The following is a 22,818-nucleotide window of genomic DNA, read 5'->3' as shown; positions in this document are numbered from 1 at the left end:
TCCGAAATAAAGATAGGGTATGTAACTACCCGAAGAGGTTGGTTTGGCGACAAATCAACAAACTGAGGTAGTACCACGAAGTTATAACTCTCGTCCTCAAGATATAATTCTTGGGTGGTGAGAGTTTTTTTATTGCATTTTTTATAGATAATCCACAGACCAGAGGGGGAAATTTGTAGAAATAACAATATATTGTGAAAGACTCTGGAGATATCAGATACTAAGAACTTTTAATAATCCCAGACTGCATCTCATAATTCCTTAAAAGCATCCCATTTGCCTTTATCATACCCAGCTTTTCATAATAGGGGACAAGGTCATCATCACAACACAAGTCAATCATATATATATCATGAAGTTCTGTCATCATTCGATTGACTAATTCCTTGCCGATTCCTCTATTTTTAAATTCTGGCAGCACTTCTAAGAAGGGAATATAGGCTGATAGGACCCCATCACTGATTGCTGTGATGAAACCAACAACTCGTTCAGACTCTTTATCGAATGCTAAGATGACTTTGCTGCTGTTTTTTAATAATTTGAAATGAGTCTCTGGACTTGGTGGCGTTGGCCAACCGACAAAGAAGCCTTCCAACATTTCAGGTTGTATACCTGCAAGCGAATTTTTAAATAACACCCGCTATCAACTCCTCATTAGTTTTTACTAGCTTTGAAATGCATAAGAAGTAAAATAACAAATCATTTCCCCCAAGACATTCTTCTATGTTTTTTAAATTCAATTTTAGACTAGGAAATCCTCCTGAATTCCGTAAATTATTTCTCGGGAAAGCGCAGGATATGACTTTATTTTTAAGGTTTGTCGCTTTTTTGTACTTTGTGGCAGTTTGTGTTTATGGCCCAGTCCGGATAAGAAACATGTCGAAAGTGTGTTTTGTTTTTGGCTGGACATTTGACCTTAGTTCTGTTTAAGTTTTCAGTATAGATAGAAATTTCTAAAATAATAGGGGTTGGGGAAATGATGCAGTTTAAGAAGCCGGATGTTGAGAATTTTTATCGTACGTTTAATGTTCAAGCTTTTACGGTAAGCCCTGATGAAAAACAATTAGTGTTCAGTACGAATTTAACAGGCAAGTATAATTTATGGGCAATGGATTTGCCGAACCAGTATCCGTATCCGCTGACGTTTATTGATCAGACGTGCCAGGCATTGCGGTATTCAAATGCAGGAAAGTTTTTGGTTGTAGGTTTTGACCAGGATGGAGATGAAAACGGTCAGCTGTATGCTCTTCCACCTGCAGGCGGCGAAATGGTGCCACTCCGTACGGCTGAGGGCCACCGCCACATGCTTCCGTTTTTGTCAAAGGATGACCAGCGTCTTTATTATACTTCTACAAAAGGCAATCAGACATTCTTGAATATTTACCGTTACGACATCAAAAACGATGTGGAAGACATTGTCGTTGAGGGCGAAGGTGCTGCGTGTTTCTTAGTGGCTGTTGACGAAGACGAGAGTAATTTTGCCTATATCAAGCAATATGCAAATACATATTCGCCGGGTTTTATTCTTCAGAATGGGCGTTCGTATTCCCTGACTCCGGAAACGGATGAGCAATTTACTGTTGGTGAGGGAGTATTCGTTGGGAATGAGTACTATTTTGTCACAACCTTTGGTGAGGATTTTGGTTATCTGGCAAAGTTCAATCTAGAGACACATGAATTTTCAAAAGTCCTTTCGATTGAAAAGGAAGACTTAGGTGCGATTCGACATAGTGAGAGTTCCCATAGCCTTTATTTTGTAACGTCAAAGGGTGTCGAAGATTATTTGTATCGATACAATCTGGCTGATGGATCGTATGAAAATATGAATCTTCCTGCTTCGATTATCCATGGCGGCATGGTTGCCAAGAGTGGAAATGTGTATATTTTGGCTGGTTCAGCGACAAAGCCTAATAATATTTTTAAAATGGAAGCAGGTAGTGATGAATGGGTTCAACTGACCAACCTGACTGTTCCGGGTGTGAAGGAAGAAGACCTTATAACGCCAGAAGTGATCACGTATCCATCCTATGATGGACTAGCAATGGAAGCATTATTTTTCAAAGCGAATGAAGACGTAAGCAATGGCCATGTCGTCCTTTGGCCGCATGGGGGGCCGCAGGCAGCAGAAAGGAAATTTTTCCGGTCGATGTTCCAGTTCCTTGTGAACAGAGGGTATAGTATTTTCGCACCGAATTTCCGCGGTTCAACCGGTTATGGACTGGCGTTCACTAAGATGGTCGAGAGAAATTGGGGCGAAGGACCGCGCCTCGATAATATCGCAGGCCTTGAATATCTTTATGAGAACGGTTTAGCTGACAGGGACAAGACACTATTGATGGGTGGAAGCTTCGGTGGATATATGGCGCTTCTGTTGCACGGCCGCCATCCGGAATATTTCAAAGCCGTAGTTGATATCTTCGGGCCGTCGAACCTATTCTCATTCATTGAATCAGTCCCAGAGCACTGGAAGCCGATCATGAACCAATGGGTAGGCGATCCAGTCAAGGATTTCGATAAATTGACAGAGTTCTCGCCAATCACTTATCTGGACACCATGACAAAGCCAATGCTGATCATCCAGGGAGCAAACGACCCTCGAGTTGTGAAGCAGGAATCCGACCAGATTGTCAAGGCACTTCAGGAAAAGGGCCGTGAAGTCAAATACCTTGTTCTAGATGATGAAGGTCATGGATTTTCGAAAAAAGAAAACGAAATCCTTGTGAACCGGACGATCCTGGAATTTTTTGATCAATTTGTCGGGGAAAAGGTTTTAGCAGAATAAGCTAATAGAGAAGCTAAGTATTCTTTCTGATAAAAAGATGTTTAAGTAAATGGCGTGGAAATTTACCACGCCGTTTTTTAATTGTGAAATGTTATATGATTCAAAATGGGATTTTATGTTAAAATATTAGTGCAAATTCTTTTAAAGGGAGTTTATTGATGGGAATACCAAAAGATGTTGATACAATATTAACTGAGTATATAAATCTATTTAATGAACATTTTCCTGGAATGATGGAAGGGTTATATATACACGGTTCAATTGCCCTAAATGCATACGTCGAAGATTCTAGCGACATTGACTTTATCACAGTGACAAAAAGGCGTTTAGCAGAAGAGGATTCGAAAGCTTTAACCTTTATACATACAACCATTGCAGATAAATATAAAAAGCCAGAAATGGATGGAGTCTATGCACTTCGCGAGGATTTAGGAGTATTTCACAAAAACAGAGGAAATGATGTTTGCTGCCCGTATTATAATAATGGTGAACTGCACTTTGGTGATTTTTTTAATTTTAACCCAATTACTTGGTGGGTTTTAAAAAGAAAGGGAATTACCATTTTGGGGGAAAAGCTAGAGAACTTTCAATTTGACCTCCACCCTGAAGAATTATCTTCCTATGTACTTGGCAATATGAATACATACTGGACAAATAGGATTCTAATGGCCGAAGCTTCAATGGAACAACTGGTAAATCTCCCAAGAGAAAAAATAGATTTAGAAATAGAATGGACGGTGTTAGGATTACTTCGCCAGTTTTATACGATAAAGGAATATGATATCGTATCCAAATTGGACGCTGGTGAGTATGGATTAACCCAATTGCCATTGGAATGGCATAAAATCATTAATGAAGCTATGAATATACGTAAAGGTATAAAGACAAAGATTTTTAGCACAGAGTTAGAGAAATTGGATCAAACAGTAAGATTCTCAAAATTTCTCATTAAATACTGTAATAATAACTTGGTCAATAGTTAATGAATTTTTATAACAAGGTATCGAGAAAATTTTTTTGGGTATGCGTATAATTTCCCTTGTCCCATTCGTTATACATAGTGAGTGAACTAAAGGAGGTTACTATGGGAAAATCAGAAGAAAATCAAATGTTAACGTTTACTGAGAAAACTCGTGAATTAAAGGTTGAGTTCAATCAAATAATTGAGGAATTTAGAGAAGGGCTATGGAGGTATTGTCGCTATTTAACAGGATCACCGTGGGATGGCGAGGATCTATTCCAGGAAACGATGGTTAAAGCATATGGAAGTATCTATCAACGCTGGCACCCTACTAATCCAAAGTCTTATCTTTATAGAATAGCTACAACCACTTGGATTGATCATTGCCGTAAGCAAAAGCGTATGATAGGTCATCTAGAAGAAGAGGATGTAGAGGCAGAATATAATTCTGAAAGCTTTGATGCAGAAGAGGCTATAGAGTACCTATTAGGATTGTTTACTCCACGTCAAATCGCGGTATTTCTCCTGAAAGAAGTTTTTACATTTACCGCAAAGGAAGTGGCTGGTATGGTTAAAACAACACCAGGTGCAGTATATGCGACCGTAAGGAGAATGCAAAAGCAACTTTCTGAAAATCCTATTCAGGAAAAAACGAATTCTCTTGTTTCTATAGATAAACCAGCTAGTAACACGGTAATTCAATCTTATTTAAAGGCATTAAATGATGGAGATGTTGATAAAGTTTTAGAACTCATGACTGAACAAGCCCAAAATGAGGCTCCAATGGGCTTTCAAGAATTTTCAAAAGAAGAAATGCGCTCTGGTTCTATGCGTTTTGGACTTCCTGGCTTCCGAGCAGAGGAGCTTCTGCTTTGGGGTAAAAATGTTATCGTTGTTTTCTTTGATGCAGCAGATGGGACCAGGATGATTCATGACATACAATATCAAGAGATCGAGAACGGTAAGATAGTACTCCATAGAAGCTTCTATTTCTGTAAAGAATTTATTTTTGCTGCCGCGGAAGAATTAAATTTCCCTCCGCAATTGGATAAACCTGTAGTTGATTGGAGACCCAATACCATAGTTGATAAATGAACATATTTATAAGCTTCTCTCTATTTAGGATGCGTCAATTCTAGAATGATTGACGCAAGTTTCATTTAGAAAAGGATCAATGATCATTTTGTACCATCTATGTAAATATATATCATTATTAAAATGGCGGTACCTGGTTTGGAGGGTTTATATTGGAGTTCAGAACGGAAAGATTATTACTGAGGCCTTTTAAGAGTGATGATTTACAAGATGTTTTTAACATTTATAAGGATGAGGAGACATGTAGATATCTCTTGCATGATAAATGGACCGAGGAAAATATAAAAGAGAACTTTGATAAAAAATTAAAAAATAATTCATTCACAAAAGAAACAATGTTAAGTTTAGCAGTAGTCATTGATACTAAAGTAATTGGTGACTTATCTGTTTGGTATACAAATATGAAAGATACGGTTGAGATTGGATATTGTTTTGCTAGTGAAGTTTCAGGAAAAGGCTATGCAACAGAAGCGGTGAGCAGTCTAGTCAGGTGGCTATTCAATGAGTTTCAGGTTCACCGTATACAAGCAACCCTTGACGCAAGAAATAAATCATCCCAAAAGTTATGCGAACGAATAGGGATGAGAAAAGAAGCTCATTTCAAAAAAGATTTTTGGAATAAGGGTGAATGGACCGATAGCATGGTGTATGGGATGTTGTTTTCGGATTTGGAAGTAAACAACTAGAATTTATTAGAGCAGCATTCTAGTAAATTTTATCACCATTATACGGAATCATAAGGGAGTATTCAAAAAGGTTAATAGTTTTGAAATAAGCAGGTAAATAAGACGGGATATCTTTAAGGAGAGGCTGCTTTTACAATGGATATTGATACGTTTCCTGTACTTGAGACCGCAAGATTAGTATTAAGAAAAGTGATAAAAGACGATGCTAGCAGCATATTTAAGTATCTGTCTAATGAAGAGGTCATGAAGTACTATGGATTAGAACCGTTTAAATCGATTAACGATGCATTGGATGAGATTTCCTGGTATCAATCAATACATAACGACAGAACAGGTATAAGATGGGGAATTACTTTAAAGGAACAAGGAGTAGTGATTGGCAGTTGTGGTTTTCATAACATTGTTTCTAAGCACTTCCGTTCTGAAATTGGCTTTGAATTAAGTCAAGAGCTGTGGGGAAAAGGTATAGCTGCTGAAGCAGTTGAAGCTATTATTAACTACGGATTCCAGCATATGAATTTCCACCGGATAGAAGCATTAATAGAGCCACAGAATCGTTCATCACAAAAATTAGTAGAAAAATTCGGATTTATAAAAGAAGGATTATTAAGGGATTATGAGTTTACACAGGGTAAATTTGATGATTTATATATGTATTCTTTGTTGAAACGAGACTTTGACAAGAATCATAAATGTTAGGGAAAAGAGTTTCAATGCAAGTGTGCAAGTTAACGTTTCTTAAAATGGAAGATCTCGCATTAGATGGCCTTTTACAAATGGAATTAACTTAGACGCTCGGATGTCCGGGCGTTTTTATTTTAAATGGAAATTTTTAAAAGAGTAATGGGCACTATAATAGGGAAAACAAACTCTGGAATCAATAGAGGAGGTTTTTTCAAATGTCAAAAGTACTGGCAGTTCTATCAAGTGGATATAAGGATGACAAAAATAATTATGAAACTGGCTGGTGGGGTGAGGAATTATTCGCTCCAATGCAGATTCTGGAGGATGCAGGACATCAGGTTGACCTGGCATCACCGCTTGGAGGAAAGCCTCAAATTGATATGGTGAGTCTAAGTGAGGATTATGATCCAAAAGGCATTTATAAGGAACTTTACGAATCAGGCAAAGCCGATAATACGATGAAGCTTTCAGATGTGAATCCAAATGAGTATGATGTCGTGCTTGTTGTAGGCGGGCATGGTGCCATGTATGACCTGGCAAAGAATGAGGATTTGCATAATATCATGAACAAGATCCATGATGCGGGCGGAATTGTTGCGGCAGAATGTCATGGTCCAGCTCCGCTTGTGTTCGCAAAGCGTCCTAATGGTGAAAGTTTCATCGCTGGCAAAAAAGTAACCGGTTATCCAGACGAAATGGAGCCAGAGGGTCTGTTGGACATCCTGCCTTTTAGTTTGGAGCAGGAAATGAGAAAAATCAGCGAATACGATCAGGGTGATCTAGAAAAAACGGGTCATGCTGTATGGGCAGATGAACAGCTTGTCACAAGCCGTGACCCATTTTCTTCAGAGTTGATGGGAGAAGAGTTAGTCAAGGCACTTGAAAAGAAAAAGCAATAGCTGAAGTATGTGAAAACCGATTAATTAAAGGAGTAGATTGGAAAAATGGCAAACGGAAATAAAGTAGCGATCATTACCGGTGGAGGCAGTGGCTTGGGACAGGCCACTGCCCTAAGGTTAGCAGAAGAAAAAGTAAACATTGCAGTCGTTGATATCAGCGAAAAAGGCGGTAATGAAACAGTCGAGATGCTAAAAGAACGCGGTGTGGAAGCGATGTTCATCAAGGCAGATGTCTCGAAGCAAGAAGACGTGAAAAGATATGTTGATCAAACGGTTGAAATTTTCGGCAAAATTGATTACTTCTTCAACAATGCCGGAATTTCCGGAAGCGGATCATACTTTTTGGACTCTTCTATCGAAGAAATCCAGCAAATTGTCGGAATTAATCTTTTAGGTGCGCTATATGGTGTCCGTTATGTTGGTGAGGTGATGCTGAAGAATGGCGGAGGTTCAATCGTCAATACCTCTTCAAGTGCAGGTGTGATTGGTCAGGACTCTGTTGTCACCTATTCTGCTACAAAGCATGGCATCGTTGGATTAACAAAGAGCATGGTGGCAGAATACGGAAAAGATGGCCTTCGGGTTAATGCGATTGCTCCGGGACCAACCGAGACACCGATGGTCAAAGAGTTTTATGAAGCAAATCCGGCTATGAAGGAAAATGCAACAAAAGGAATACCACAAAGACGTCTTGGCAAGCCGGAAGAAGTTGCAGAGTTGGTCACTTTTCTGCTGACATCCAACGCGGAGTACATTAATGGCGAAGTAATCAGCATCGATGGCGGGTTTACGAACACAAAATAATGAGGAAGCCGGGAAAAGAAATACCTTTTCCCGGCTTATTTTAGTTGCAATTTGCAAAACTCAACCCCCACACTATGTGGGGGCTTTGCTATCCGATATATACGCCTTCGCAAGTATTTGCCTTTGGTTCATAATAACAGTGCTGTTTATATTGTCCAGAAAAAGGCTGGTCATACCATGTTGGCGGACATGGCGCATATGGGTTGAAATACCAGAGAGCAAACTTGGAAGGGTGTTGCCTCCAATAATCAAGAGTTTGCTTCGCCAACCTCTTCTCCACACTTCTTGCTCTGTTATAAAAAACATTACCTTTCTGCACGGCTTCAAACGAGTAATTCCCACCCTGGATCTGGAAAATCACCGACCGAATAGACCGTAAATCCTTAAAGTCAAGACAATTGGATACCAATCGATTAACAACGACATTGCCCACCATCAGCATTCCCAGCTGACCTTCACCCTCGGCTTCCGCCCTCATCATTCTTGCCACCAATGCAACATCACTGTCCGTATACTTTGCCCTTGGCATATTGATCACCTCTACAGAAATTATATTAGTAACAGCCTGTCATAATGTTAATGCGTTCTTGATAGGAGGATAGAATGGAATTTAAAGTCCGCTTCGGGTGAATTTACAGACGGTAAATTATATTAAATTTAATCTTGGATCCTGGCCATGGTAATAACATTGGCCTTGAATGAAATAAAAGAAAATGGTCACATCCTAAGCAAAGCTGTGCCCGAAAATGGAGTAGTGAAGGAGAGACGGTCGCAGCTTAAGTAATGCTGTGCCCGAAAATGGAGAGGTGAAGGAGATACGGTCGCAGCTTAAGTAAAGTTCTGCCCGAAATTGAAGAAGTGAAGGAAATATGGTCGCAGCTTAAGTAAAGCTGTGCCCGAAAATGGAGAGGTGAAGGAGATACGGTCGCAGCTTAAGCAAAGCTGTGCCCGAAAATGGAGTAGTGGAGGAAATACGGTCGCAGCTTAAGTAAAGCTGTGCCCGAAAATGGAGAAGTGAAGGAAATACGGTCGCAGCTTAAATAAAGCTCTGCCCGAAATTGAAGAAGTGAAGGAAATATGGTCGCAGCTTAAGTAAAGCTCTGCCCGAAAATGGAGAAGTGAAGGAAATACGGTCGCAGCTTAAGCAAAGCTGTGACCCAAAATGGAGAAGTGAAGGAGATACGGTCGCAGCTTAAGTAAAGCTCTGCCCGAAAAAAATAGGTGAAGGAAATACGGTCACAGAAGAAGCAAAGCTGCGACCGTAGTTGGAGTTGCTATGGAAATACAGTCGGAGCCTAAGCTAAGTAAGATCCGAACGAAATTAATGTGGCAAAGAAATTACCGTCACCATAAAACCAAGCTATCATGGGTATCTTTTTCCAGCTGTGCACCTATTATCATCGTATTGCCACGGAACCAGACTAATTAGATCTTAGTCACTCTACCCCTTCATCTCTAAAGAGAGCAGGGTTTGCTGCATTATTCAAGCTTTGTGTCGATGACCAGAGGTTTCCCAGGAATCTCGGCATCATTTGCTGAGATGGCAGCTTGCCGTACCGTGCGAAATAAATGAATAGTTTCAAATAAGTCCTTGCATTACCTTGAAGGTGGATTTCTTTTGCGTAGAATTCGTTTTCTGTCACTGTTGCGAATGAGCGAGTTTCAAAGCCGGAGATGAAGCGAGTTTTTTCTCCTTTATATTCATTCTCAATGAAATGGATTTTCTTGATGATCGTTGGGTCATCGGTGCCATCGTAATTAGCAAGCCGGGCCTGTTTAAAGGCAGACACGGTATCAAGATTATCCACAAGCGAAAGCACATGGCCGTATGCTTTATCGTGTCCCTCATAATATGGTCTAATCTCCAATTTTTCCATTATATCTACAAGTTCAAGATGCTCGTCTTTTAAATAGGGTGGACGAAAAATCTGCCTTGAGAGCTTCAGTTCGTCGAGCGTATCGCATTCCATTGAAATGAAAAAATACCATTGTCCCTGATCATCAAGACTAACATCGTAAGTTTGTCCACCTTTTTTTAGAAGGAAATCCCTAAAGCAATCCTCTTTATCAAAAGTAAAATCCCGCTCAGATTCTTTTCCGGGCATGAAGCCAAATGGAACCTCTATTGGGACAGCAATTTCTGAGTATAACTTATTCTTCACTCTCTAACACACCTTTGCTAAGTAATCATACAATCAGATTACCCAATCACCTTAGGGGGAACACATACAAATTTAATATTAGATATTCATAAAGGGAATGAAATGGTAATATTTAACTAAGTATTTTTAGTTTTAAAGAAAGGGGATTAGGGTGAAAAAAGTAATCGCGATAATTTTTATACTTTTTGTAGGTTCCGGCTGCCAGAAGGAGGAACAAACACTGCCTGAAGTAAAAGAGATATTGCCTGATTATATTCATTCTAAGGATGATGTAGTCGACATACAAGGCGAGATAACACACCTTGAAGTATTTTACTCTTTTTTAGAACGTGTCAAGCAAGGGGAAAAAAGCGATATCAGGCTCGTCACTAATACCTCAGAGGGAGCCCCGATGCTTCATAATTTGGTTTTTGACGGTAAAAGCATTCAATCAACCTATGATTCTACAAGGGATGGATACGGACAGGGAAGTATTGAACAATCCACATGCGAAAGGATTGTTGAAAAAGAGGTAGAGGATAAAACTGAGTATGTGCTAGAAGGCTGTAATAATGGTGTTGGAGAAAAAACGGTTCTCCTTGTCGAAAAAAAATAAAAAGCCTGGAAACCTAATTTTTCTGAAAGAAGGGCAGCTTGATGAAAAGATTAGTTGTCATAACAGTTGGCAAAACTCACAGCGGAAAAACAACCTTTGCAAGGAATCTTGAAAAAGAGCTTGATCACTCCATTGTAATGGACCAAGACATTCATGCTGCATTTATTAATACATATTATAGAAAACTTCAGTCACAAAATGGCCCCAATACACTCAAACATGCGATTTCCAAACTAATTGTCCAATATACAATTGAGCAAACGAATCATCATCTTATCATATGCAATTCCAATCGCAGTCGTAAAGGTCGAGCTTACCTGCTTGAAGAATTGTTTCCGCAAAGAAATTTCACTCGTATTCTGGTCCACTTTGATATCCCTGATGATATTCTCGAAGACCGTATAGCAGTAAGTCAACGCAGTAAGGATATTTTCCGCGGGAACTATTCCAGCTTTATGGAAGTATTACAAAAACAGCGCGAAGATTCTTTAAAAGAAGATATCGTCAATCCGACGAAAAATGAAGCAGGCTTTTTATATGTAATAAAAGATAGCAAAGACACTCAAACTGTTATCCAGGAAATTTTATATCTTGCCAAAAGTGAGAGGGAGTAACTATGAAAAGAATACTCGTTTTGGTGTTTCTCTTTTTACTGGCAGGTTGCGGCCCAAAATTGGACGGAAATGCTGAATTAGCTAGACAATATCTTGAAGATAAAGGATACTCCATTAAGTCCTATGAGGGGAAGCAATCATTTACCTTCAAAAAGCATGATTTATTGAATAAGCCTTACGATATGGTGTGGGCGGTCCAGCCTGTAAAACCAGATCCTTATATCGGAAAGGAAATAACACAGGAAGTATTCATAGTTAAGAATCATCCACTTGGCAAAATTTACGGACCGCAAACCGGTTTTTCAAGCAAAGTTGAATTAAGCGTTTTTATTTTTAACGATGGGAAATTATCGGTGGAACATCTTTTCCCATTGGAAAAGGGATAGCGGGGTCGCCGCATTCTCTTGATGGACTTACAGTTGAAGAGTTTCTGGAAGATGAGGATTATAGAGATTGGCGGGCAAAGTGGGAGGAGAATTATAGAGACCAGTGAAATTAAGAGCTATAACATATGATATATTAAAATTAACTGAATATTGAAATAGAGTGGGGGAAGAAGCGTGAATTTCGATGTAATTGTTGTGGGAGCAGGGCTAGCCGGTCTTGTAGCAACAGCTGAAATGGCTGATGCAGGTAAAAAGGTCTTGCTTTTGGATCAGGAGCCTGACGCGTCAATGGGTGGGCAGGCATTCTGGTCGTTCGGGGGATTGTTTCTGGTTGATTCACCTGAACAGCGGCGGATGGGTATTAAAGATTCTAAGGAACTAGCATGGCAGGACTGGCTGGGAACTGCCGGATTTGACCGGGAGGAAACTGAGGATTACTGGGGCAGGAAATGGGCGGAAGCCTACGTTGATTTTGCTGCAGGAGAGAAACGTGCCTGGTTAACTAAAATGGGTGTCCGCTTCTTTCCGGTTGTTGGCTGGGCGGAACGAGGCGGTTATCTTGCCGATGGGCACGGTAACTCCGTGCCTCGATTTCATATTGTCTGGGGAACTGGTCCCGGCATTGTTGCCCCATTTGAACGAAGAGTTCGTGAACATATTAAAACCGGACTAGTTAAGTTTCTTCCACGCCACAGAGTAGATAAACTTATTACAAAAAATGGTGCGGTTGTTGTGGTGAGTGGCTCAGTTCTTTTGCCAAGTACATCAGCTCGCGGAGAAGATAGCAGCAGGGAGGTAGTCGGCAGCTTTGAATATGGAGCCCAAGCAGTATTGGTATCAAGCGGAGGCATTGGGGGCAACCTTGACCTGGTTCGGAAAAATTGGCCAAGCCGGCTTGGCGAACCTCCCAAAGAAATGGTTACAGGTGTACCTGCCCATGTTGACGGCAGGATGCTGGCAATAACAGAAGAGGCAGGCGGCCGCATCGTGAATCCAGACCGCATGTGGCACTACACCGAGGGACTTAAGAATTGGAATCCTATATGGAACAACCATGGGATCCGAATCCTTCCAGGACCGTCCTCCATCTGGCTGGATGCAACGGGAAGGCGATTCCAGGCACCAAATTTTCCGGGATTTGATACATTGGGAACCCTTGATGCAATCAAAAAGACTGGCTATGATTACTCCTGGTTTATTCTGACACACAAGATTATTGAAAAGGAATTTGCCCTTTCCGGTTCAGAACAAAACCCTGATATAACGGGAAAAAGCATTCGAAAAGTTATTGGAAGAGCATTACAAAGTGTTCCGGATCCTGTAAAAGCATTTATGGATAAAGGAGAAGATTTTATTATTGCGGATAATTTAGCCGACCTGGTTTCCCGCATGAATAAACTAACAGGTGAAAACCTATTAAATTTGGAAACTATCAAAAGACAAATAGAAGCAAGAGACCGTGAAATCGATAATAAATTTACTAAGGACCTGCAAATAACCGCTATGCGCGGCGCACGCAATTACCTTGGCGATAAATTAATCCGGGTGACAGCACCGCACAAAATCCTTGATCCAAAAAACGGCCCTTTAATCGCAGTTCGTTTGAATATCCTCAGCCGGAAAACCTTAGGAGGGTTACAAACTGATTTATCAGGAAAAGTTTTGAACTCTTCTGGACAGCCTATTCCAGGATTATATGCTGCTGGTGAAGTTTCCGGGTTTGGGGGCGGGGGAATACATGGCTATCGTTCACTTGAGGGAACTTTTTTGGGTGGCTGCCTTTTTACAGGACGCATAGCAGGGAGAGCTATTGCGGCAGAATTATAGTAACTTCCACTTTAGAAAACAATAATCATATTTTGTTAAAGAAATAAAACCTTTGTATGTGTAAAGAAGCAAAAGAGTACGCCAGGATATAAGTCCTGGCGTTCTTTGCTTGCTATTTGTACTGCAAAAGTCTGTTATTCATTTATATTTTTTATCATTTTTCAATATTATCGTCATTCATTTTATCACCCAAAATTCATATGCTGATAACGCCCGCGAATGATTTGGTAGATTCCATATAATATCAGCCCTACGGCGACGATTGCGAGCATCACTTGGCCCAATGGCTGGTTTGCAAGTTCGGTTAAAGCACCGCCGAGTCCTTTAGATTCGTTTGGATTATTGGTGTATGCTGTGCGTATGAAGAAAAATCCTACCATGCTTAAAACAATTCCCCTTGATATTAACCCGATTTTGCCTGCTACAACCGCCAATTTGCGTTCTTTATCATCCATTTCATAGGTCTTGAATTTAGACATGAATTTTTCTTTTGCCCCGCTATACAGTTCATAAACCCCATATCCAATAATAATGGCTCCTACTATGCCAACCAGCCATTCGCCAAACGGCTGTTCCATTAACTTTGCGGAAATCGTTTTTTCTGAGTTATCTCCGCCAGCGGAACCGGTATGGCTGGCTAATTTGATGGCACCGTAAGCTAGGTTCGCATAGATTAACCCACTAATAAAGTAGCCTGTCCTTTTGACAAGGCCTTTAGGATCTGTTCCTTCATTTTCTGGATCCTTTATCGCTATAATAAACTTCCACAAGATATAACCAATCAGCCCAATACCAATAAACCAGAGTGCAATTTCACCAAATGGCATCTCAGCGATGGATTGCAGGGCGCCCGATGTCCCGGTTGTATTTCCTTTTGGTCCGAAAGCGGCTAAGGCAGCAAGAACCCCAACCATTCCGTAAACCAGCCCTTTGGCAACAAAGCCAAAACGCCCAAAACGGCGAACCCACGGTTTCATTTCTCTCATTTTATTTCTAACTTCTACAGTAGATGGTGAATTCATATAAACCAACACTTCCTCTATTATTCTCTTGGTATTTAGATGTTCCCGGTTTCGGCAAAAAGGAAACCAACAGCTGAGTGGTATCGTTTACCTGATTTATGTACTTGCTGGGTATGTAAGCGAATTGTTTCATTTTTCCCAGGGAGGGAAATAGAAAATTATATCTAGTTAATTTAAGGAGGTATCGTTATGCCTTACAAATCTCTAAAAGACCTGCCAGATTCAGTGAAAGATAACCTGCCGCACCACGCACAGGAAATCTTCAAAGAAGCCTTCAACTCAGCATCTGAGCAATATGATGAAGAAGAAACAGCGTTTAAAGTCGCCTGGAGCGCGGTTAAAAATGATTATGAGAAGAATGATGATGGTGATTGGGTGAAAAAAGAGGAAGACTAGGATTGAACAAGTTTAATCGAATAGATTAATCTATAAGCTAAAATACAAAAGCAAGATGACGTATGTACAGGCATACGTCATTTTTTTTTAGGAAAACCAGCTAGTTTATTTATCTGAGGTAGTGAGGAGTTAAAATCATGCTTTTAAAGGATAATCCTCAGTTGTGTAGATATGGACATGAAGTGAATCTGTCTCAGCATCTTTCCCATCTAGAAGAGTTTTATTAGATATAAACTCCATACTATAAGCTGCGGGAGATCAGGTATCGCCAAAATTCAAATATCCGGGCATCGAAAAGAAAATGGAGCACTAATAGAATCTATTGAACTCTGATTTGTAAAAATGCAGGATAATGAGGTCACCAATAAAGTGTATAGGAACACTTATTTGTAAAAATATAGGAGAACGAGGTCACCAATAGACCGTATTGGAGCCCTGATTTGTAAGAATATAGGAGAACGAGGTCACCAATAGACCGTATTGGAGCCCTGATTTGTAATAATATAGGATAATGAGGTCACCAATAGACCGTATTGGAGCCCTGATTTGTAAGAATACAGGAGAATAGGGTCACCAATAGACCGTATTGGAACCACGATTTGTAAGAATACAGGAGAATGAGATCACCAATGGAGCGTTTTGTTGATTTCGTTTGTAAAAAAGTTAGGATTTTCGAGTGGGTTCCAAAAGGTTTTTTAAGTAAATAAGCGAATAAATTATAAGATTACAATTTTTGGATAGGGATTATGGTTTAATTATGGGCCAGCTAGTAATCCAGTGCCCAGTGATAATTTTTAAGAAAAGGAGTGATGTTTATGTTGAACAAAGTATGTGTCTTAACAATTAAGGTAGATGATATGGAGGCAGCTGTTGAATTCTATACAAAGAAGCTGGATTTTGAAGTGTCTAAGCATTATGGAGAGAATATCGTATCACTTGTACATAATGAGATTCCAATTGTGTTAGAAAAGAATGAAGGGGAACATGTTTCAGGTAACCCGAAGGTTTTGCTGGGAATTCTGTCTGAAAATATCGATGAGGATGTCAGCCAGCTTCGCCAAAAGGGTGTCAAAATCCTGTTTGATGAAGCAAGACCATGCCCGCCGGGAAGATACAATATCATCGAAGATCCATCTGGTAATCAAATAGAGGTTGTTGAGTTTTCAAATTTCAACTAACAGGAACTTATTTCGGTTTTTAACAAAAAGAACCACCCGCAAATCAACGGGTGGTTCTGTCTGCTTATTCTGATGGTTTCTTGCCTTTCGCTATGTCCGCAGCATAAGGAATGATTCCTTCAGCTTCGATACCGAAGGGATCAATTTGCTGGGAATGGAGGACAGTGCCGTCTTTATCTAGAACAGCGAACCCTCGAACAGCAATCGGAGACTCTGGATCTAGTAAATTAACCTTTTTGATCAATTTCAGGTCTTTATCCGAAATAACCGGATATTCAAGTCCCAATTCTTCCTTCATTGCTTTATGTTCCTTAACGGAAGATGCACTTACCGCGTAAATATTGCCAGGGAACTGGCTGAATAAGTCTTTTCGGTTCTGCAGCTCGACCAGCTGCGATTTACAGAAGTCTCAACCAACTCCTGTAAAAAAGAAAACAAGTGCAGGCTCTTCCATATTCTCAAAAGAAACATCCTTCCCGTTTTCATCTGGAAGGGTTAGCGTGGCAGACTCGGATTTTTCGTTTGAACAACCATTTATGATAGCTCCCACGGTGAAAAGGATGAGGATGAAGATTGACTTTCGCATGATGCACCTCCTTATGTATCTTCTCTAGTATATCGTTTTAAGATGAAATCTTATTATATCATTTATGGATAATTTGTATCGACTTTGATTTGTTTCATTTGAATGAAAAATCAGGAAGGTTGGTTTACCCTCTATCTACTTGGGAATGTGTCTAAATGTACAAAAATATATTGATGGAGGCTGAATCATGTATATCCACAAAAAAGAACTATTGTTCCCAGTCCAAGTCAAGAGCCCAAATCCTGCCCATGCTGCTGCAGTACTTGAACAGTTTGGCGGTGCCAATGGTGAATTGAAAGCCTGTCTCCAATATTTTGCCCAGAGTTTTAGTACCCCCGACCCTGCGATTCGCGATTTGCTGATGGACATTTCAACTGAGGAAATCTCGCATCTTGAAATGGTGGGGGAGTGTATCACTCAATTGATGGGTGGTACTGATAAAGAGCAGAAGATGGAAGAGATGGGTGAAGATGAAAGGAAAATGTCTGGTGAAGGAAACCTCTTATCTGATGCTAAAAACCAGATCAATAATATGATGCAGTTCAACTTTAATTCTACGGTTCAGAAAAGCATGATTCTCGATGGACATGGACTTGATTTTGTGGATTCTTCAGGAACACCTTTCACAGGGAATTTCATTAATAATGTTGGCGATCTCGTTGCGAACCTTCAATCAGATCTCGCTGCTGAACTTCGAGCCAAAAAGGTATACGAAGAATTATACCGCCATGTAGACGACCCGGGCGCAAGGGAGATGTTCCAATTCCTGATCGACCGCGAAGCTGCCCACGCCACACTATTTGAAGAGGCCATCATGCGTGCAAAAGAAATCGAAAATAAAAAAGCACATAAAACAGGCGACCATGTAAATATGTATTTTGACCTCTCACTCGGCGGCCTTGCCAAAAATGAATTCAGCTTTGCCAAACAAGCAAAGGTGTATGAAGGCCCAGTCGAGCCGAAAGAATAAGTGTCCTTTTTCCCCTCTGAATCTGCATGATTTGGAGGGGGTTTTTGTCTTGCGCTTTTTTAGATTTTAATTCGAATATCCGCAGTTATGACTTACTTTTCCCCCAACTAGATTGTAAAAAAGGAATTCCACATGTCCATATAGAAGTGGTTATGTAAAACAATGGGTTAAAGGAGTAAATATGAAAAAAGGTAAATTTTTGTTCTTATTCGGCTTGTTGTTATACATGTCAGGAATCTACTTATCGACCATTTGGGTTGTGCCAGGAGCAGCAATTGGTGTAACCGGTGGACTATTAATGGGTGCCAGTACTTATTATTTAGCAATGAAAAATTGATCTCCCGCTGCAAAATAGCCTCATTTCAACTTCTCATATTGCTCTCTGAACACTTTAAAAAGCCTCTCATCTCCACCGCGGTCAGGATGAAGGGCTTTTAGGAGCTTTTTGAATTCCTTTTTCAGGACCGGACTGCTTGTGTCCCGTTTTAAACCTAGCAATTCTTCCAGTTGGAATGTATCGGTGGCCGCAGCTTCAATCTGTGCATTCAGCATTTTTTTCAATGTCCGCACTTTGGATTGCTCAATATGCAGACGGGTATTTAATAGTTCAAGTTCTTCGTTAAGTTTTTGATTCTTGCGCTTGGACTTTTCTAGTTCATTCGTTAATTCATTTTTCTGTTCCTGAACAATAAATTCAATCAGGTCACTCAGATGAATTTTATATAATACATTTCTCCTCTGGGATCTTTCAGCTTTTAATTGTCCTTCTTGTATCCACAACAAAATCTCTTCATTGGTTACATCGATTCCGAAAGAAGATAATTGTTCAGCTGCTTCTTTGATTGTCAGCATCTATTTCACTCTCTTATCTTAAAAAATTATCAGACAAATCTATCTTACCATTGATTTTTTTCAGAAAAAGAACAGCAGTATGACATTGTGTTACATATAGCTATTTATGAAAAATAAAGGGGCTGGACTAAAAATGGCGTTTATCATGTCGGAAGTAATTGAAGTATTAGAACGGACTCCCAAAATATTAGAGCAATATTTAGTTGGCTTATCCGATGGCTGGCTTCAAACCAATGAAGGAGACGGGACCTGGAACCCATCCCAGGTTATCGGCCATCTTATTGACGGGGAGAAATATAATTGGATTCCTAGATTGGAGTTAATCTTAAGTGAATCAAAGGAAAAAAGATTCCCGGTATTTGACCGATTTTCACATTTGCAACAATATCATGATTGGTCAATTGAGGAAAAAATGAAGGAATTCGCTTCATTACGCAGGGAAAATATTGAAACACTAAAACTGTTGATCACTGATAAAGCACAGCCTGAAATGACGGGAATCCACCCGGAATATGGAGAAGTAACAGCACGTGAATTGATTTCTACCTGGGTGGTTCATGATTTAACCCATATTTCACAGATAACCAGAGTGATGGCAAAAAAATATGAAGAATCGGTGGGGCCGTGGAAGAGTTATTTAGGTATCTTGAAAAATTAAATATATTTATGCAGCCCATTTCATAATTGATTGGGTTGCTTTTTTATGATTACACATCATTTCTGAATACTCCAGGAAGGAAATGTAAACAGATGAACAGAATATAGAGGTAAGTTTAATAGATTGGCAGGTATGGATATGCTGAAGGCGTATGTGAAATACATTCTATACATTCTTGACCATAAAATAAATGTCCTGGTTGAATGCTGGTCAGAGGGACTATACATCCAGGGTATCACCCACGATCTATCTAAATTCTATCCAAGAGAGTTTTTTCCTTATGCCAGGAAGTTTTACTCAGAAAAAAAATTAAGTGTAGAAGATGAATTAAGATGGCGTTATGCATGGCTGACTCACCAGCATAAAAATAAACATCACTGGGAGTATTGGGTGATTGACCCGAATAAAAAACAGGCCTTGCCTATGCCACGAAAATACTTACTAGAAATGGTTTGTGATTGGCGGTCGTTTTCAAGAAAGTGGGGAAGGAAGGTAAATCTATCGACTTTGGACCTTACTGATAAGATTATTCTTCATCCAGATACAAGGAAAGAACTTGAGGTAATCATGCGAAATAATAGTAAAATGGAATTGCTTTACTAAAAGATAACCTGAATAAAACTTGCATTCTTTATTTCCTTTTCGGAGTAATGGATTGCTGACTAATTGATTTAAGTCAAAATGCAAAGTCAATTATCGCAGTGTATTTAAGAGCAATTTATCCATGCTCTCAAGTCAACAAACCTGAATTTTTGTTGCAAAATCACTAAGCAAAGAAGGTAGCTAAATGGAGTTTTTCACTCAAGGATTATTATTCATAGCATTGTTTATTTTTATCATTCATTCGATCGAGACATTGGCTTATGCTGTGAGGTTATCGGGTGCACGCGTTAAAATGATTGCTTCTGCTCTTTCACTTTTTAATATAATGGTGATTGTCTCACGATTAGCGAATATGATGCAGCAGCCTTTCACAGGAAGCCTGATTGATAACGCCCCAAAGGAGAATACATTAGAGTTTGTGGAAGCGCAATTTCGAATACTAATTGGCGCATCAACTCTTGGTACATTATTTGGGATTATTCTGCTTCCCACTTTTGTAGCATTATTTTCGAGGGCAATCATTCATTTATCTGAAGAAAAAGGATCTGTGCCTTCCTTGATGAAAAGGCTTTTTTCATTGCAATACATAAAACGCGGCATCACTCATTTTAGTCTTCCCAAGTTTTCATATTTACAGGGAACGAAAATGAATGAGATTCCGGTAAGGCTCTTTTTTGTAAATATGATCATAACGGCGATTTATACCATTGGGGTTTTAGCTGCACTGTATGCAGCATTATTAGTACCTGAAAGAGCTGCTACAGCTATTATGGCATCTGGTTTAATAAATGGGATTGCAACGATCCTTCTGGTCATTTTTGTTGATCCCAAATTATCTGTCATAGCAGACGATGTTGTCAATCAAAGAGGGAGTTACAATACCCTTAAAAGTATGTCAATCATGATGGTAACCTCAAGATTGTTAGGAACAATTCTTGCTCAGGGACTGTTCTTATGGGGAGCAAGATATATTGCCTGGTTTACAAAGTTTATCGTGCTGTTTAGATAAAAAAGCGGGAATAGATATTTCTTGAAGTCCAGAGACTGGTTTTATGAATTCATTTCACTAAACAAATGTTAAAAAAGCCTTGGAGCATGTATAGGATCTGCTCCAAGACAACACCACTAAACAAATTAAAATTTTACCTGATTGCTCCGTGCGGCAAAACAGCATGAACTCCTTTTACGCCGTTCACGACCTGGGTGACTCGTAAGTCAACGGTCACACTTGCTAATGCAAGGGCTTCTGTGCGCTCTATTTCGTGAAGTTCACATAACAAGTCGACCACCTCATCAAGTGCCTGTGCGGCTGCGAGGTTGAGGTCCTCATTGAAGCCGAAAGTCAGCCAGCCATCCGGGGTGTTAGCACGCGGCAGCTTCAGTGAAAGATCATCCCTCAGTGTCAGGGTGATATCGACCAAATCCATTGGACACTCGATTGCCGTGCCAGATAATTCACCATCTCCCTGTGCAGCGTGGCCGTCACCGATTGAGAATAATCCTCCTTCAACAGAGATCGGAAGGTAAAGGGTACTGCCCCTTTTTAACTCCTTGCAGTCGATGTTGCCGCCACAGTAACGGGGAGGGGAGGTGCGATGTACGCCTGGTTCAGCAGGAGCGACGCCCATCAGGCCGATGAATGGATTTAAGGCAACATTGACCGGTCGGCCACTTACCTCGGTCCTTGCAGTCATTGTGCTATGATTCAACTCCCAGTCGAGTCTGATTCTCTCGGATCCCGTTAGACCAACTGCGTCATTTTGCCAGCTTTTTTTGCCCCCTGCCCAGTTCGTCCCATACCATCCGGGCACAACATCATTCAATTTCACTTCTAGCACCATCCCTGGCTTTGCCCCTTTGACTTCAATCGGACCAACCATCGGATGGAGGGGAGTTTCTTCTTTTACAGCAGACTGAAAGAACTCTCTTTCAATTTCTTTGGATGCTGAATATCCCCATTCAATGTCTGGAGTCTGCATGCGGATTGAGTCTCCAGAGTTAACTGTAATGATTGGTTTATATTCATTAGAGAAAGACCCGTGCAAATTTTCTGATTTCAAATCAATTTTATGTATCATGGATTCATCTCCTTATGCAATTTCATTTTTAACTATTTCGTCTTTTGGCTTTCTTTTAAAAAGCCTTGGATTGGTTCCAATATAGACGCCTGATAATACCAGTGCTGCTCCGGCTGCATGAGCAGCTGTGAAATTTTCGCCTAAAAATAAAGTAGCCATAATGACCGCAGAAACCGGCATGACATTGATGAAAATTGATGCTTTGGCGGCGCCAATTTCTTTGATTCCGTTATAATACATGACGAATGAAACGACCGTGACCAACACGCTCATATGGATAATGGCGAACCAGGTTGTACCTGATGCCTTTTGGACGTCCTGCCAGGATGTTTCAGCCAGGGCGAACGGAAGTAAAAAGAAGGTACCGAAAACAACTGCGTAGGTAGTGGACTCGACAGAGCTGAACTTCTTCAGAACCACTTTTCCAACTACACTGTAGAGCGCCCAGCTTACTACAGCACCCATCAAAACGAAATCAATTGGATCGAAACCGAGTTGAATCAAGTTCATGAGATGCCCATCAGTTATGATAAAAAAAGCACCAGAAAGGGCAATCGCCAATCCAATAACATTGTTGCGGGTGATGGTTTCTTTTAAAAATAAAGCTGATAAAAGCACAATCAACACAGGGTTGGACGCAATGAAGAGGGAGCTTTTAATGACAGGTGCATGCTTACTCGCCAGGAAAAAGAAGATGTTATATAATGCGATTCCAGTGAGGCCAAGAACGGCAAATAAAATATAATCCTTCAAGTTCGGTTTCTGGCGATTTTTCTCCATCAAGAACATGAGAGGAATGAGGAGGATAGCAGCCCCAAAAAAACGAAAAAAGGCGACAGTCGCCGGTTCGAAGCTTTGTACTGCGTATTTTCCGGCAATGAAAGCACTGCCCCATGTTGAGGTGGCAAAAGTCAACATGCCATATGTAAGCCATAATTTTTTGTTCATAGTTGTCCCTTCTTTATGTACGATTTAAATAG

Annotated in this window: 26 protein-coding genes, 1 pseudogene and 1 other annotated feature (1 of these 28 cut by a window edge); of the genes and pseudogenes, 18 read left to right on the top strand and 9 right to left on the bottom strand. The window is 40.2% G+C overall.

The features are described from left to right. Positions 1-101, top strand: a binding site (T-box leader) (it extends 149 nt beyond the left edge of the window). A gap of 119 nt (positions 102-220) precedes the next feature. After that, the gene (locus FS736_RS06680) at positions 221-637 is read right to left on the bottom strand and encodes a GNAT family N-acetyltransferase (protein ID WP_144475611.1); all 417 of its coding nucleotides are present in this window, start codon (positions 635-637) and stop codon (positions 221-223) included. Positions 638-976: 339 nt separating this feature from the next. Between FS736_RS06680 and FS736_RS06675 the strand changes: the two genes are divergently transcribed. From FS736_RS06675 to FS736_RS06645, 7 genes are all read left to right on the top strand, one after another. Next, a complete protein-coding gene (locus tag FS736_RS06675) occupies positions 977-2,782 on the top strand; it encodes a S9 family peptidase (protein WP_144475610.1) in 1,806 nt (601 codons plus the stop codon). A 158-nt stretch (positions 2,783-2,940) separates the two neighbouring features. Beyond that, positions 2,941-3,765 (top strand): DUF4111 domain-containing protein, encoded by an 825-nt coding sequence (locus FS736_RS06670; RefSeq protein ID WP_260983547.1) that lies wholly within the window; start codon positions 2,941-2,943, stop codon positions 3,763-3,765. Positions 3,766-3,866: 101 nt separating this feature from the next. Next, positions 3,867-4,838, top strand: coding sequence for a sigma-70 family RNA polymerase sigma factor (locus FS736_RS06665; RefSeq protein WP_260983546.1), 972 nt, complete (start codon positions 3,867-3,869; stop codon positions 4,836-4,838). Between the two features lie 152 nt (positions 4,839-4,990). Continuing rightward, positions 4,991-5,524, top strand: a complete 534-nt coding sequence (locus FS736_RS06660) for a GNAT family N-acetyltransferase (RefSeq protein WP_144475608.1) — start codon at positions 4,991-4,993, stop codon at positions 5,522-5,524. A 135-nt stretch (positions 5,525-5,659) separates the two neighbouring features. After that, a complete protein-coding gene (locus FS736_RS06655; protein WP_144475607.1) occupies positions 5,660-6,223 on the top strand; it encodes a GNAT family N-acetyltransferase in 564 nt (187 codons plus the stop codon). A 200-nt stretch (positions 6,224-6,423) separates the two neighbouring features. Further along, positions 6,424-7,107, top strand: a complete 684-nt coding sequence (locus FS736_RS06650; RefSeq protein ID WP_144475606.1) for a type 1 glutamine amidotransferase domain-containing protein — start codon at positions 6,424-6,426, stop codon at positions 7,105-7,107. 45 nt (positions 7,108-7,152) lie between these two features. Next, positions 7,153-7,911, top strand: coding sequence for an SDR family NAD(P)-dependent oxidoreductase (locus FS736_RS06645; RefSeq protein ID WP_144475605.1), 759 nt, complete (start codon positions 7,153-7,155; stop codon positions 7,909-7,911). Between the two features lie 88 nt (positions 7,912-7,999). Here the strand turns inward: FS736_RS06645 and FS736_RS06640 are convergent, their stop codons facing one another. After that, positions 8,000-8,440, bottom strand: coding sequence for a cell wall hydrolase (locus FS736_RS06640; protein WP_144475604.1), 441 nt, complete (start codon positions 8,438-8,440; stop codon positions 8,000-8,002). A 907-nt stretch (positions 8,441-9,347) separates the two neighbouring features. Continuing rightward, complete coding sequence (locus FS736_RS24205) at positions 9,348-10,073, bottom strand: hypothetical protein (protein WP_186326701.1); 726 nt, start codon at positions 10,071-10,073, stop codon at positions 9,348-9,350. Between the two features lie 151 nt (positions 10,074-10,224). On the opposite strand from FS736_RS24205, the gene FS736_RS06630 reads away from it, so the two are divergent. The 4 genes from FS736_RS06630 to FS736_RS06615 all read left to right on the top strand — a co-directional run bounded on the left by FS736_RS06630 (position 10,225) and on the right by FS736_RS06615 (position 13,495). Beyond that, the gene (locus tag FS736_RS06630; RefSeq protein ID WP_186326700.1) at positions 10,225-10,668 is read left to right on the top strand and encodes a DUF4362 domain-containing protein; all 444 of its coding nucleotides are present in this window, start codon (positions 10,225-10,227) and stop codon (positions 10,666-10,668) included. A 41-nt stretch (positions 10,669-10,709) separates the two neighbouring features. Then, on the top strand, positions 10,710-11,282 hold the full coding sequence (locus tag FS736_RS06625; RefSeq protein WP_144475602.1) for an ATP-binding protein: 573 nt from the start codon (positions 10,710-10,712) through the stop codon (positions 11,280-11,282). A gap of 2 nt (positions 11,283-11,284) precedes the next feature. Then, positions 11,285-11,668, top strand: a complete 384-nt coding sequence (locus FS736_RS06620) for a hypothetical protein (protein ID WP_144475601.1) — start codon at positions 11,285-11,287, stop codon at positions 11,666-11,668. A 174-nt stretch (positions 11,669-11,842) separates the two neighbouring features. Beyond that, on the top strand, positions 11,843-13,495 hold the full coding sequence (locus FS736_RS06615; RefSeq protein WP_144475600.1) for an FAD-binding dehydrogenase: 1,653 nt from the start codon (positions 11,843-11,845) through the stop codon (positions 13,493-13,495). 185 nt (positions 13,496-13,680) lie between these two features. Here the strand turns inward: FS736_RS06615 and FS736_RS06610 are convergent, their stop codons facing one another. Beyond that, positions 13,681-14,481, bottom strand: a complete 801-nt coding sequence (locus tag FS736_RS06610; protein WP_313959707.1) for a DUF1206 domain-containing protein — start codon at positions 14,479-14,481, stop codon at positions 13,681-13,683. 225 nt (positions 14,482-14,706) lie between these two features. On the opposite strand from FS736_RS06610, the gene FS736_RS06605 reads away from it, so the two are divergent. Continuing rightward, on the top strand, positions 14,707-14,913 hold the full coding sequence (locus FS736_RS06605; protein ID WP_144475598.1) for a ChaB family protein: 207 nt from the start codon (positions 14,707-14,709) through the stop codon (positions 14,911-14,913). Positions 14,914-15,728: 815 nt separating this feature from the next. Next, positions 15,729-16,091: a VOC family protein gene (locus tag FS736_RS06600; RefSeq protein ID WP_186326699.1), complete on the top strand. Its 363-nt coding sequence runs from the start codon at positions 15,729-15,731 to the stop codon at positions 16,089-16,091. A gap of 64 nt (positions 16,092-16,155) precedes the next feature. Here the strand turns inward: FS736_RS06600 and FS736_RS06595 are convergent. Then, positions 16,156-16,485 (bottom strand): annotated as a pseudogene (locus FS736_RS06595) (redoxin domain-containing protein); the annotation flags it as partial. 15 nt (positions 16,486-16,500) lie between these two features. Beyond that, entirely contained in the window at positions 16,501-16,677 is a 177-nt protein-coding gene (locus tag FS736_RS24200) for a hypothetical protein (protein ID WP_186326698.1), read from the bottom strand. Positions 16,678-16,864: 187 nt separating this feature from the next. On the opposite strand from FS736_RS24200, the gene FS736_RS06590 reads away from it, so the two are divergent. After that, entirely contained in the window at positions 16,865-17,647 is a 783-nt protein-coding gene (locus tag FS736_RS06590) for a manganese catalase family protein (RefSeq protein WP_144475595.1), read from the top strand. A 181-nt stretch (positions 17,648-17,828) separates the two neighbouring features. Beyond that, positions 17,829-17,984, top strand: a complete 156-nt coding sequence (locus tag FS736_RS24195) for a hypothetical protein (protein WP_186326697.1) — start codon at positions 17,829-17,831, stop codon at positions 17,982-17,984. 20 nt (positions 17,985-18,004) lie between these two features. Here FS736_RS24195 and FS736_RS06585 read toward each other — a convergent pair whose 3' ends face one another. Beyond that, a complete protein-coding gene (locus FS736_RS06585; RefSeq protein WP_144475594.1) occupies positions 18,005-18,499 on the bottom strand; it encodes a helix-turn-helix domain-containing protein in 495 nt (164 codons plus the stop codon). A gap of 133 nt (positions 18,500-18,632) precedes the next feature. Between FS736_RS06585 and FS736_RS06580 the strand changes: the two genes are divergently transcribed. The 3 genes from FS736_RS06580 to FS736_RS06570 all read left to right on the top strand — a co-directional run bounded on the left by FS736_RS06580 (position 18,633) and on the right by FS736_RS06570 (position 20,769). After that, positions 18,633-19,157 (top strand): DinB family protein, encoded by a 525-nt coding sequence (locus FS736_RS06580; protein ID WP_144475593.1) that lies wholly within the window; start codon positions 18,633-18,635, stop codon positions 19,155-19,157. A 138-nt stretch (positions 19,158-19,295) separates the two neighbouring features. Beyond that, positions 19,296-19,760 carry a DUF5662 family protein gene (locus tag FS736_RS06575; protein ID WP_144475592.1) on the top strand — a complete coding sequence of 155 codons (465 nt, stop codon included), beginning with the start codon at positions 19,296-19,298 and terminating at the stop codon, positions 19,758-19,760. A gap of 184 nt (positions 19,761-19,944) precedes the next feature. Further along, positions 19,945-20,769: a lipid II flippase Amj family protein gene (locus FS736_RS06570; protein WP_144475591.1), complete on the top strand. Its 825-nt coding sequence runs from the start codon at positions 19,945-19,947 to the stop codon at positions 20,767-20,769. Positions 20,770-20,902: 133 nt separating this feature from the next. Here the strand turns inward: FS736_RS06570 and FS736_RS06565 are convergent, their stop codons facing one another. Together FS736_RS06565 and FS736_RS06560 are read right to left on the bottom strand one after the other, a co-directional pair. Then, positions 20,903-21,838 carry an acetamidase/formamidase family protein gene (locus tag FS736_RS06565; RefSeq protein WP_144475590.1) on the bottom strand — a complete coding sequence of 312 codons (936 nt, stop codon included), beginning with the start codon at positions 21,836-21,838 and terminating at the stop codon, positions 20,903-20,905. 12 nt (positions 21,839-21,850) lie between these two features. Next, complete coding sequence (locus FS736_RS06560; protein WP_251541327.1) at positions 21,851-22,786, bottom strand: DMT family transporter; 936 nt, start codon at positions 22,784-22,786, stop codon at positions 21,851-21,853. Positions 22,787-22,818 lie beyond the last annotated feature (32 nt).

Origin of the sequence: Cytobacillus oceanisediminis 2691, assembly GCF_007678455.1 — a bacterium.
GTDB classification, from domain to species: domain Bacteria; phylum Bacillota; class Bacilli; order Bacillales; family Cytobacillaceae; genus Mesobacillus; species Mesobacillus oceanisediminis_A.
The sequence above is the reverse complement of the archived record's forward strand: the minus strand, read 5'-3'. Positions and strand labels throughout refer to the sequence as shown.